This is a genomic window from Murimonas intestini, from assembly GCF_024622195.1.
Taxonomy (GTDB): Bacteria; Bacillota; Clostridia; order Lachnospirales; family Lachnospiraceae; genus Murimonas; species Murimonas intestini.
Genome location: NZ_JANKBI010000014.1, coordinates 42,778 through 55,833, shown reverse-complemented (window position 1 = coordinate 55,833; position 13,056 = coordinate 42,778). Strand labels below are relative to the sequence as shown.

Genomic DNA, 13,056 nt, shown 5'->3' with positions numbered 1-13,056 from the left:
AGAAAAAGGAGGACAAAATAATGAATGCATTCCGTTATGATACAATTAAAAAAAATACTAAGAAGTACACCAATAAGGACAGGGCTTTCAGAGCCCTGCTGGGAGGAATAGGCACAGGAAATATATCTCTGGACGGGGACGGCAGGCTGTGTGACTTTGAGATCATGAACCATCCTGACAAGAAGCTGAAGATCCCATATACATTTTTTTCCCTGTGGTGCAGGGAAGAGGGGAAAGATTCCAGGGCCTTTGTGCTGGAAGCTGAGCCGGGAGGCTTAAGTGAGAAAGCTCTGGGCTATCCCACAGGAGAGCTCTACGGCCTGCCCAGAATGGACAGCTGTGAGATAGAGACAAATTATCCTTTCTTTAAGTACAACTTTAAAAGAGAAGGGCTTCCGCTGAAGATCACTATGGAAGCATACACGCCATTTATTCCTCTTGATGAGAAAAATTCCGGCATCCCGGGATATTCAGTGGAGTACTGCATAGAGAATATGTCTGACAGACCTGCTGAGGTATCAGTGTGTTCATCCATGTATAACTTTACAGGATTTACTTCTTATGACGGTTATGACCGCCTCTGTGTGGATGGAATGCCGGAAAATGATGTTCTGCAGGGAGAGGGATATACAGGAGTTCTGTTCAGGAACAGGGGAGCGGATCCGGAGGCTGTGAATTACGGAACACTGGCTCTTGCGTGTACCGGGAAAAATATAACATTAAAACCATGCTGGCAGGCAGGAGGATGGTGGGATGGAGCAGAAGAATTCTGGCAGGATTTCCGGGAAGACGGAAAACTGAACGCAGATGTAGCTACTGATGCAGTAGGTTCGAATATCGGCTCGGCGGATGTCCCCAAGGTGGTGGGATCTGTCTGCAGCACTGAGACAATAAGACCGGGAGAATGCGCGCATTTCACCTTCTACTTCACATGGAGCTTTCCAAACAGATACGGATGGTGGCCTGATGGCCATGCCAGGGAAGAAGATAAGCCCCAGCATGACAAGATATGGAAAAATTATTACAGTACAGTGTGGAAGGATGCACCTGATGCCCTGAAGTATATGTTTGAAAATGCGGAGGAGCTGAAGGGACGCAGCAGGGATTTCTCGAATGCCCTCTACAGCACTACATTAGATGCAGATGTGATAGAATCTCTTGTATCGGCCATCACTGTACTGCGCTCTAATACATGTTTCCGCATTGGCGACGGCAGATTTTTCGCATGGGAGGGCTGTTTTGAACATGCGGGGAGCTGTGCAGGCACATGTACACATGTCTGGAATTATGCCCAGGCCCTTGCATTCCTGTTCCCCTATCTGGAAATAAGCGCCAGAAAGACTGAATTTCTTCAGGAGACTGATGAAGAGGGAAATATGGCCTTCAGGGCTAAAAGGCTTCTGGATGGCAGCAAGTGGGAGATGCTTCCGGCTACGGACGGCCAGCTGGGCAGCATCCTGCGTGTGTACAGAGAGTGGAAGATGACAGGAGACGATTCCTTCCTCAGGGAGGTATGGGACAAAGTAGTGTCAGCTATGGAGTTCTCTCTCAGAACGTGGGATTCAGACGGCGACTTTGTGCTTGATGACCAACAGCATAATACATACGATATTGAATTTTACGGCTTGAATTCGCTCACCAATTCTATACTTTATGCTGCGCTTGCTGCATGCAGCAGCATGGCGGAATATTTGGGAGAAACAAAAAGAGCATCCAGATACAGGAAGGCATGGGAAGAGGGCAGCAGAAGGATGGACGAGCTTCTGTGGAACGGTGAATGGTATGAACAGAAAATATCGCCGGAAGACCTGAACAGATATAAATACCAGTACGGGACAGGATGTCTGGCAGACCAGCTGCTGGGCCAGGAACTGGCTCATGTGTGCGGACTCGGCTATATTCTGCCGGAAGAACACGTGAAGAGCGCAGTACACTCTATTTACAGGCATAATTTCCTCAGAAGCATGAAGGACCATGAAAGTGTACAGAGGACATACGCTTACCAGGATGAGGCAGGGCTGATACTCTGTTCATGGCCGAGAGGAGGAAGGCCAAAGCAGCCGTTTGTATACAGCGATGAGGTGTGGACAGGTATAGAGTATCAGGTGGCAGCCCATCTGATCTACGAGGGATATATAGAGGAAGGCATGGATATCGTCCATGCAGTACGCGGCAGATATGACGGCAGCAGGAGAAGCCCGTACAATGAAATAGAATGCGGCAACCACTATACAAGGTCAATGGCAGCATGGGGACTTCTGACAGCCCTGTCAGGATACAAATTTGACATGGTAAAGAAAGAGATATCTTTTGCGCCCCTCGTCAGCCAGGAAGATTTTTCATGCTTCTATTCTAACGGAAGCTCATGGGGGATCTACAGGCAGAATGTGATGGAAAATGGAGAACTCAGCTATGAAGTGATACCTCTTTATGGGGATATGGATGGAGTTGCTGTGAATCCACGCAGCTGATTATTTGGAGGATATATAGAAAGAGGACATTGCAATGAATATTCGCTGTTTGACAGGGAGGTTCAGAGCATTGTCCTCTTTTTCATGCTCTGTAAAATGTAAGAAATATTGATATTGATAAAATATCTGAATAGTAAAAGAGAAAGAGAGAGATAGTTGAAAATAAATATATATAATAATTATAATAAATTAACCGTTAAGTAATATAAAAATATTGAGATAACATATGAGGTATGTTAAAATATAAATAATAAATTTTTCACTGCTGAGGAAGGGGTGTGGGTAATGAAGTTCACAAAAATTAAAATGAAATACCTGGCGGTCTGCATGATGATCATATTAATGTCATCATCCTGTGCTAATGGAGATCAGAATACAGTATTAGAAATATCGGATCTGTCAAGCCAGGGCAAATATTGTTATCAGGAGATCGAGTGGGGTAGCAGTACAGAAAAAGTTGAGGAAGAGATAAAGAGTCCCTTGGGAAAGAATGTAAAAGGTTATGAGTCACCAAATGGAATCTTTTCAAACGTAAGAAATGTCCAGATGTATGGAGTGGATGGAGTTGAGGTTTATGGCTTTAAAAACAGAGGACTTTATTTTGTGAGAGTTTCATTTGGAGATCTTGATTTTACTTCCATGTTAAATGATTTTTTTGACCAGCTGATTACAGGGCTGAAGGATGCGTATGGACCTGCGGAGGAGCAGCTGCTGGGAAAATGCTATCTGTACACAGACAAATGGGGGAAAAGCAGCTATTATCAGTGGAAGACTGTAGCTGAAGATGGATCTAAGAGCATACTTCAGCTCAATCTTACACGTGATAATGATAATAACGTAATATTTGTCCAGTTATATCTGGAAAATATTCCTGAAGTTTAGTGGGTGTCTTCCCCAAACTTACAGTTCATGCTTTATATAGCACCGGCGTGCCAGCAGATAGAATACGGGGATTTCTAGCAGTGCCGCAGCCAGCATAAGATGCGGCGACCAGACAATCAGGGGTCCAGCAGTAAGAAAGGTCCCCTGGCCCAATTCAGTGAAAATATTTGCAAGGCCGGTTCCTCCGGAAGGCAGGCACAGCCGTATCCAATTCACCAGATTACCAGTGTCGCCAATAACAGAAATAAGTGAAGGCAGCAGTGCGATTCCCACAGATATTGCCAGTACCATTACCGGGCTGTTCAAAATGGAGGAAAGCCATAATGTCAGGCAAATCATAGCTAAAACAGTCAAAAACCCGGAAATCAGGACCAGGATCAAAAAACCATTTTCACTCATATTGGTAAAGGCCAGCACCCCCGTACTATAGTTAAACTGAACCGATGTGCCATCCAGCCCAAAGACTGGAAGCGTTATAGCGAGGAATACACCTGTGCAGAGGAAAAAAAGCGAGGAACTGATTATAATGGCGGAGAGAAGCTTTGCATGTGCCAGTTTCCTGCGTCCGTTTCTGGTACAGCGCTGGATATCATCTGCGCCGCTGGCGTAGTCAGAGGAAAAAACAGGGGCCGAAATCACTGAACAGATAACAGCTAACATAAAAATACATAATGTCAGATGAGCTAAGGTATTACTGCTGCCAAATCCATATTGATAAACAAAAGGTGTCTCAACCCTCTCATCCAGCCGCAGTGCATAGTCTGCAACATCCTGCCTGTTTTGATGTCCATAATATATGGTTTTATTGATATAGTCTTTTCGCTGAGAATAAAAATTACCCGCTTCTTCCGGAGAAATATCCGTGGGCTCTTTGGGCATGCCATTTGTCTCAAAAAACACCAGCCTTGTATTTAGAATCGTATTATAGACAGGTTTCATTTTCGAATTCCACACTTCTGTGGGAATGACTTGTCCATAAACACGAGAAAGCTCCTGATTTACAGCATATGCCTCTCTGATTTTCTCCGGTGTGATCTCACCTTCAGATAACGCAGCCTCCGCCCGTTCAGCGGCGATTGCTGCAAGCCCATGTCTGCTGGTTCCAGTAGCACTGTCAAAATAATATGTCATAAAGATAGTCATCCCTGCAAGCAGCACAGAGAGGAGTAATGCAGCGCCGGACAGATAACGTGTTGAGCGCGATTTCATAATCCGCAGCAGTTCAAGCTTCAGCATCATGGCTGCCCCCTTTCTCATGAAACAAGTAGATGTATAAATCCTCCAGGCATGGATTAGACGGACATGAATCTGGAATCTGTCCGCTGTCTGCCACATAGCGTACCCTCATCATGCTGTCCCCCTCCGACTTTACTCCTACAATACAAATTGAACGCTCATATGTCTGCAGGGCATCAGCGGGGATCACTGCGTAAAATACTTTTCCATGTATTTCTTCCAGAAGCAGCTCTGTCGTTCCGATTCCAATGATTTTACCATTTTTCATAACAGCATTTTGTGTGGCAACAGACTCCACATCGGACACAATATGTGTGGAAATAAAGACAATTTTATTCTGTGCCATTTCAGAAAGCAAGTTGCGGAAACGAGCCCGCTCACCGGGGTCAAGGCCGCTGGTCGGCTCATCCAGTATAAGAATATCGGGATCATTCAGCAATGCCTGAGCAACCCCTATACGCCTCTGTGTGCCGCCGGATAATTTGCGGATGTGCTTTTTTCGCACGTCGTCTAGGGCCAGCAGTTCCAGCAGCATACTGATTCGCCTTTTCGCCTGATGTCTGGTAAGTCCTTTCAGCGCTGAAATATACTCCAGATAGTCTGTGACTGTAAATTCCGGATAGAAGCCAAAGGTCTGCGGCAGATAACCCAGCCTGTCCCAATACCGCTCGCCCAATACACTGATTTCTGCACCATCATACAAAATCCGGCCGGAGGTTGGCGACAAGATACCAGTGAGCATCCTCATAAGCGTAGTTTTTCCTGCTCCGTTTGCGCCGATAAGCCCCCAGACCCCGGGAGTAAGATTCAGGCTCACAGACTTGACTGCATCCTTGTCCCCATAGCGTTTTGTCAGTTTCTCAATTGTTAATTCCATAATCTTCTCCTTAATCTCCCATTAAAGGTACCATATCATTTACACGGACTTTACATAACATACTTCGGCATTCAAACAATAACAGAATAGATAATACTGCACAGACGGCAACCGCGAGTGTTAGTGACAGCTCCGTCCTGCTAAACTGTATTTTGTCAGATATAATCTTGAACAATACGCCAAGGCCTAAGCAGTAACCACAAACAATTTCAATCCCCTGCTGTCTGTGGCAATGGTTCAGGATAAACAGGCTGCCGGTACCAGCCAGCAGATAAGGAATAATCACATAGATAAACGCCGCCTCTATCGAGCTGTCTGCACTCCCGGCCCAAAATAAAATTATCAAACTCAGGCATAGGGCATCCCCGATTCCAATGATACAAAGCTTAGCCAGGAGTGTTCTGGCAAGTGATATCCTCGTTACGGCTTCTGTCTCAAGAACTTTGTAGCGTTGTGCCCGCCCGTAAAATGGAAGCGCCGTCATAGCTGTGAAAATTGCAGACATATACAGAACAGATGTCAAACGCTGCCCGGCAGCAAGCTTAATGATCAGGCAGGTGACAGCCAGAAATACTCCCTGCAGCAGCCAGACAGACCTGGCAATAAACCGCACCTGTCCAGCAAGAATTTCCAAAAAGCCGACCGGGCGGAACGGCCTTTGACGTGCCGCTGCTGAAAACGCTAAACTTTTCCTGGCTTTCGAAATTGTCCTCTCTATAGAGGCAGGATCAGGCCGCTCCACCGGAGCAGAATATAAATCTCTCAGAGCGGTTTCTATACGTTTTTTCAATACTTATACCCCCTTATCTTTAATAATTTTGTGTGGTAACTTAATTATACTAAAACCAGATGGTCTCGTGCTGTTTTTAGCCAGTTATTATTGAAATTTCAAGGTGCATAGACACTTATTTAAATGCGAAGTTTGTGTTATGATAAGGGACTTTTTGTATGTCACGGCAGGACTCATGGACTATCCGCAATTCTCAATACAACTGGGCAAAATGGGGCGTAATTCAGTGTCCATCATGCTCTCTGAGACTACCGGATGACTACTCTTTTCCTTCTTTAAAAGAAAGTATGTGAAATCAATCGTTAACAGGGTATATAACATGAACCTCCTTGAAAGAAATCGTTAATAGGGTTCTATCAAGTGACTACTGCACTTCGGAATTAAAAGTTTCTCTTCTATAATATATGGATTTGTTTTCGTGTACCGTCCATGTTGAGACGTAGTTTAGCTGTCAAAAGTACAGAATTAAATAGTGTAAATAGCCTTAAAATAAAGCATTTCTGGGTATTCGGACAACCTTCTATGGTTTGCCTGGATACCCGGGTTTTTCTTTTGTGGAAATATATCAATCACCTAAATCTGGGGTCGAGTTGACAGAATGACTATGCGGAGAGTTGATAGTATAAACTTGATTTACAGTTATTAATACGCAAAAATTCAAATGCACAAGCAGATTTAATTTCGCGTTCACAAAACTTTATATACTTTTGCGTATCTTTGTGATATACTGTTATACTAAGAAGTTAGCACATTCGATAAAGCCATATCTTCCAGGCAACTGAGAGTGCGCAGAAGTATTAAGATGGGGACAAATAGCGGAGGTAAAGCGAATGCGTTTTAGCTATAATAAATTATGGAAATTGTTAATAGATCGTGGAATCAATAAAAAGGCCTTGCGTGAAATGAGTGGTATTAGTGCAACATCTGTTGCAAAACTTGGAAAAGGCGGAAATGTCAATACAGATGTGCTGCTTCGGATATGCGATGCACTCAACTGTGATGTTGGGGATATTATGGAATTTATTAGAGAAGAGAAATCTAAAGAACAGAAACGAAAGGATGCATTTCCCAATGGGTAAGATTGATACATCCGCTGCAGGAATTGAAAAATGTAGTGCTGTTGATGAGGCATTAAACCTTGTCTATTCATATATACAAGAAACATATTCACCGAATGAGGTTGAAATGATTTGTAATGAACTAACGGGTATTGCAAAGCGAGACGATTTTCGAAGAAACAAGACTGCTCGATCCAAACATTCATATCAGCAAGTTCAAGATACTCTTTCAAAGATTAATGAAAAACAAAGCATCAGAAAAAATAAGGGCGTTTATTACACGCCGAATGATGTTGTACGATTTATTCTTATAAATAGTATTAAGGCATCCTACGGAAAGCTTAAGGCATCGAATATTAGTAATATGAGTTTGGATGCCATTCCATATCGCTCATTTTGTTGCAACAAGACTATATTTGATCCTACGTGTGGTGCAGGAGAATATTTACTTACGGCACTTGAACTTAAGATTGATTTGCTGAAGAAAAAAACGAAGATTACAAAACGTCTTGTGCGAGAAGTGTTTTTTACTATTTTTGGCAATGATGTAAATGCTGAATCAATCATTATAACGGAATTACGCTTGTTGTTGTATATAATGAAATCTTGTGGTGTAGAAAATTGCTGTGGACTTGGAAATATAATGAGCAGACACTTTACATCATTGGACTTTATTGCGGATGAGTCCTCATTTGATGAGAGGTATCATATTGTGGTAGGCAATCCCCCATATGTTGAAGATTCGAAAGCAGGTCTTGAACTTAACAAAAAATATGGGAATATTTATGCAAATATATTGCTCAATGCAGCCAAGAGACTTGAAAAAAATGGTTCGATTGGATTTATTATTCCACTCTCTTATGTATCTACGCCGAGAATGAAAAAACTCAGAGATGAATTGGGGGTGTTAGTTTCAGAGCAGTATATTTTGAGTTTTGCAGATAGACCGGATTGCTTATTTGATTCGGTGCATCAAAAATTATGTATTCTGATTGGCAAAGACAGAAAATCAGAAAAGGCTATTTTTACTGGAAACTATAAGTATTGGTATAAGCAAGAACGCTGCAATCTTTTTACTGATATTAAAATGGTAAAGAATAAGTACGGAAATGCTGATTTTATACCTAAGTTGGGAACTGAGCAAGATATCAATATTTACAAAAAGATTACTAATAAGAGAAAAATGCAGTCTGTATATGCAATCTCTAGAGAGGGATGCGAATCAGTTTACTTAAATAGGCGTGAAGCATTTTGGATGAAAGCTTACAGAGAAAAAGTAGATGATCCAGAATATAAGGTATTCAGTTTTAAGACTCCAATAGAAGCGGATTTTTGTTACTGCTTGATCAACTCCACTTTGTTTTGGTGGTATTGGATAGGTGTGTCAGATTGTTGGCACGTCAGTAAAGATTTGAATGGTTTTATAGTGCCAAGGCAAATAGATATGTCTGGTTCTACAGAATTGGCACATAATTTGAGACAGAAGTTGGAAGATACCAAGGTGTATGTAGGAACAAAGCAAACGCAGTATGAATATAAGCACCGTGCGTGTTTGGAGGAAATTTGGGCAATAGATGCTTTTATTAATGCAGCGTATGGATTAACTGAAGCCGAAAGCAACTATATCAAGAATTTTGCTATTAGGTACAGGACGAGCGGAGGAATTGACGTAGATGAAAATAATTGATTTATTTGCGGGATGCGGAGGCTTATCACTTGGATTTATCCAAGCAGGATTTAGCGTTGAGAAAGCTGTAGAGTATGACCCTGTTATAGCAAACACATATAAGCGTAACCATCCTGAAGTTGATGTAATTGTTGATGATATAAAAAATATAGACACTTCTGATATGTTCGTGGGAACGATGGCTGATGTCATTATTGGAGGACCACCGTGTCAAGGATTCTCTATGGCAGGTGCAAGGATCAGACAGGGATTTATCGACGACCCACGAAATTATCTTTTCAAACATTATTTTAATGTTGTAAAAACGGTTATGCCTAAAGTTTTTGTTATGGAAAATGTAAAAGGAATATCTACAATGCAAGGTGGGAAAATTTTTGAAGAAATCAAAAGAATTTTTCAAGACCCCGAGTCACTCAACGGAAAACCATACCGCATATATCACAAGGTAATCAATGCTGCGGACTTTGGAGTTCCGCAGCGAAGAGAGAGAATGATTATTATAGGAACTCTCATTGATGAAGCGGATATTGATGTTTTGTGGGAAAAAACCATAAAGGACATAAAAAAAGAGTATCCGAATTATTTTGATGAAGTGACGGTAAGGGATGCAATAGGAAATCTTGCGATGATAAGTGAAGATGGAGTAATTGATAATCTATCACCAGAAACTGCGTATGAAAAGTTTTTAGCTAGTGATACACGCACAATTACAAATCATACTCGGTCACGGCATTCTAAGGTTGCAATAGAGAGAATGCGCCAAATTAAAAACGGAGAAAACTACACAGCATTGAATGAACAGATTAATTCTATTCATAGTGGTTCGTATGGCAGACTTTGTTGGAATGAGCAAGCATCAACAATCACCACAAGGTTTGATACTCCTGCAGGCGGTCGGTTTATCCATCCGGATGAAGACCGTACACTAACACCAAGAGAGGCGGCAAGAATTCAAAGTTTCCCTGACAGCTATGTTTTTTATGGAGATAAGCGTTCAATAAGCCGTCAGATTGGCAATGCGGTTCCTCCAAAAGTATCATACTTTCTTGCAAGATTGGTTAGGAATCTATTGGGTGTAGAAAATAGCGAGAACATTGGAGAGGGATTTATATGAAAAACCTGTTGTTCACAGGTAACCCGGCGACGGGCAAGACTTTTCTTGCCAGAGCTGCTGCGTATTATCTGTGTTATGAAAAATTAAATATTGATAGCCTCCAATCAAAAGACATCTATAAGGATTTGGATAAAATCGAGGATTTCATCGGCAGTGATAGATGTGAGTTTATACAAGTTTATCCGAGCATGACCTATGAGGACATTGTATACGGGCTTGATATTAAAGCAACCGGAACAATGACGGTGGATTATGTAGAGAAACGCATAAAAAAACTTTGTGACAGAGCTCGAGATACAGAAGAACTTCACGCAGTAATATTTGATGATATTTCAAGGGTGGATGCAGGAGCATTACTCGGAAATCTTATTTATGCAATGGAGTTCCGAAATGAGGCTGTTTCTCTTTCTGATGGCTCCACATTGTGTATTCCGGATAATGTCATTGTTATTTTTACAGAGTGTAGAAATTTTCATGCGGGCCATCTTGATTATGCATTGAGAAGAAGAATGGATTATGTTGCAGACTTAAAATCGGATCGGGACGTACTTGAAAAATACTATGACTCTGTTAATGCGAATGCTGGAAGAATTATCATAGATATATTTGATAGTATAAAAGAATTTTTAACTACAAATGCTGCTCCAGGAGTTCCTGATGTTGCAGAAAAATATATGCCGGGACACGGTATGTTTATGGTAGAACGTACCGGAACAGCTTATTTCGTACTTGATAAGTTCAAACCCAAAATGATGTATCAAATTTTCCCGTTTATCAACAACCTTTCTTCCTTGGGAATTTTACGCGGGAATATTAAAACATATGAGAAAGCACTTGAATCAAAACTGAACACGGGGATATCTGGTTTAAATCGTATATCTGACATTCGGAAGGTTATGGTGAATTCAGGTGAACATGTTGAACCATATTCGTTAGAAGATACCGTTAGGTATTATGAAAATGAAATTATATCTAATCATTGTTCGGATTATAAAGGAATTTTAGAGAGCGTCATAGATGCTATTGTGTTGAATGGTGTTTTCCCATGTGACATAGCCACAGACTCACTTTTATTCAATATTGAGATTGCATCGATTCCAAGCAAATCAGTTCCGGTTGCATATGCCTCGTATTTGGTTAAATTGAATGATGCGCCAAGTTTCTATTATGAAACAGCAGTTAAGGGAAAAGCCAGGAGAAATCCTCATGCATATTATTCAACTCGCCCAGGCAATGTCGGACGGTGGGCAGAGAGAACGGATGTGGCTGCATATGAGATTTCATACACAGATGGTTCTCCAAGTAACATATATCTTCCGTTAAACGGATTGAGATTGCATACATTTACGATCAACAATGTTTGCAAGGATAACAACCCGGCAGAAATCTATGGTGCCGTTTATAGACTGTTGCTGTATTATCTGAATCTCTATGAAATGAATATTTCTTTAGTTAAAGGGCACAGTGAAGCATATGGTGATTTAGATGCACTAATCCAGTTGGAAATAAAGTATCTCGAAGCATTACACGATGGATTAAAGAATGTTAATGCGGTAACCCAGACAGAAAGAGAAAAAGCACGAATTGATTATTTCGGAACGAAGATGATGAATCTGTACACATTATGGAATCAGCAAGGAACTCATATCCGGGTCGATAAGGAAAAATTTGATGCATTGGTTTTGGGAACAACAGCATTTGATGTTGATGCATATGAGGATATTTTTAATATCACGAATGGTACAGAAAAAATGATAGAGATAAAAGGAGTTGTAAAAATGACTGATTTAAAAGACTATCAACAAATCATGGAGAATATCGGTGTTAGACAGATGATATTCCAAGGCCCTCCTGGCACGTCTAAAACTTTTGAGAGCAAGAGATTTGTATTAAAACAATTGAAGCCTGAATCAGAAGTGCTTACAAGCCGTTTTGTAAGCCAGGAAGAGATTTCTGCTGCACTGGATACATATAAGCTCAGTGAGAGTGACTATGCAAATCCTTCCGCTTCTGCAAAGTTGTCAACAGGAGGATGGGATTTGGTTCAGTTTCATCCATCATACGGATATGAAGATTTTATCCGTGGTATTGAAGTTAAAGCGGATGGTGGTCTTCCATCCTATAACAGTGTAAATAGAATTCTGGGTAAAATTGCCGAGTTTGCTAAAATTGCAGAAAAAGCTAACCATGACGAACCACCTAAATTTTACCTTGTTATAGATGAGATAAACAGGGCAAATATTGCAACTGTTTTTGGCGAGTTGATTTATGGATTGGAATACCGTGATAGCAAAGTTTCCACACCTTACGAAGTAGAGGACAAAGTCAGTATTCCTGTATCAAGGACAAAAGATATTGTTCTCGGAAAGAACCTATTTATTATTGGTACAATGAATACTGCAGATAAATCTATTGATTCGATTGATTATGCTATTCGAAGACGTTTTCTTTTTGTCGATAGTCCGGCTGACAGAGGTGTTGTTATTAGCTGTTACCAGAATGTATCGGAGAATGATGATGAAAATTCAATTGAATTATTGGTATTCGATGCAGTACAGGCTATATTCGACAACGAAAGTTATTTCAACGATGAATATCAGAAGAGTGATGTACGTCTTGGTCATACGTATTTCCTTCGTAAGCGTAAAGAAGGATATGAGGAAGATTTTGTGGAACGTTTTGTTTTCCAAATCATTCCAATTCTAAGAGAATATGTAAAAGACGGGATTTTGGATACCATTGAAGAATTGATTGCTATTGAACACACTCCTTCCGAGATTAGAGATGCTACTGACCGTGGTGAGCGAGTACGCTTTATTAGTGATAACATCATGTTGTATGTAAAGGAATTTGGTAACATAACCCGAGCGGGAAAGCGTATTGACAACGAATATGTTGGAACTTTTATTGAAGAAGTGAGGATAAAGATAGGATATTGATT

Annotated in this window: 9 protein-coding genes; 6 read left to right on the top strand and 3 right to left on the bottom strand. The window is 41.1% G+C overall.

Translation table 11 applies throughout. From position 1 onward, the window contains the following. Positions 1-20: 20 nt before the first annotated feature. Positions 21-2,471: a non-lysosomal glucosylceramidase gene (locus tag NSB28_RS17725; RefSeq protein ID WP_257497919.1), complete on the top strand. Its 2,451-nt coding sequence runs from the start codon at positions 21-23 to the stop codon at positions 2,469-2,471. A gap of 285 nt (positions 2,472-2,756) precedes the next feature. Continuing rightward, the gene (locus NSB28_RS17720; RefSeq protein WP_109747984.1) at positions 2,757-3,353 is read left to right on the top strand and encodes a hypothetical protein; all 597 of its coding nucleotides are present in this window, start codon (positions 2,757-2,759) and stop codon (positions 3,351-3,353) included. An 18-nt stretch (positions 3,354-3,371) separates the two neighbouring features. On the opposite strand, the gene NSB28_RS17715 is transcribed toward NSB28_RS17720, so the two are convergent. The 3 genes from NSB28_RS17715 to NSB28_RS17705 are packed head-to-tail and all read right to left on the bottom strand — an operon-like array spanning position 3,372 to position 6,256. Continuing rightward, positions 3,372-4,592 (bottom strand): ABC transporter permease, encoded by a 1,221-nt coding sequence (locus NSB28_RS17715; RefSeq protein ID WP_257497920.1) that lies wholly within the window; start codon positions 4,590-4,592, stop codon positions 3,372-3,374. After that, positions 4,576-5,466 (bottom strand): ABC transporter ATP-binding protein, encoded by an 891-nt coding sequence (locus NSB28_RS17710; protein WP_109747986.1) that lies wholly within the window; start codon positions 5,464-5,466, stop codon positions 4,576-4,578. Before NSB28_RS17710 ends, NSB28_RS17715 begins: the two co-directional genes overlap by 17 nt. 10 nt (positions 5,467-5,476) lie before the next feature. Further along, positions 5,477-6,256, bottom strand: a complete 780-nt coding sequence (locus NSB28_RS17705) for a hypothetical protein (RefSeq protein ID WP_109747987.1) — start codon at positions 6,254-6,256, stop codon at positions 5,477-5,479. Positions 6,257-7,086: 830 nt separating this feature from the next. On the opposite strand from NSB28_RS17705, the gene NSB28_RS17700 reads away from it, so the two are divergent. From NSB28_RS17700 to NSB28_RS17685, 4 genes are read left to right on the top strand one after another with little or no spacing between them, the layout of a single operon-like run. Beyond that, positions 7,087-7,335, top strand: coding sequence for a helix-turn-helix domain-containing protein (locus NSB28_RS17700; protein ID WP_109747988.1), 249 nt, complete (start codon positions 7,087-7,089; stop codon positions 7,333-7,335). Beyond that, the gene (locus NSB28_RS17695) at positions 7,328-9,001 is read left to right on the top strand and encodes an Eco57I restriction-modification methylase domain-containing protein (RefSeq protein ID WP_257497921.1); all 1,674 of its coding nucleotides are present in this window, start codon (positions 7,328-7,330) and stop codon (positions 8,999-9,001) included. Before NSB28_RS17700 ends, NSB28_RS17695 begins: the two co-directional genes overlap by 8 nt. Next, positions 8,988-10,115, top strand: coding sequence for a DNA cytosine methyltransferase (locus NSB28_RS17690; RefSeq protein WP_109747990.1), 1,128 nt, complete (start codon positions 8,988-8,990; stop codon positions 10,113-10,115). The genes NSB28_RS17695 and NSB28_RS17690 overlap by 14 nt, the downstream gene beginning before the upstream one ends. Further along, positions 10,112-13,054 (top strand): AAA family ATPase, encoded by a 2,943-nt coding sequence (locus NSB28_RS17685; RefSeq protein ID WP_109747991.1) that lies wholly within the window; start codon positions 10,112-10,114, stop codon positions 13,052-13,054. Before NSB28_RS17690 ends, NSB28_RS17685 begins: the two co-directional genes overlap by 4 nt. Positions 13,055-13,056: the final 2 nt, after the last annotated feature.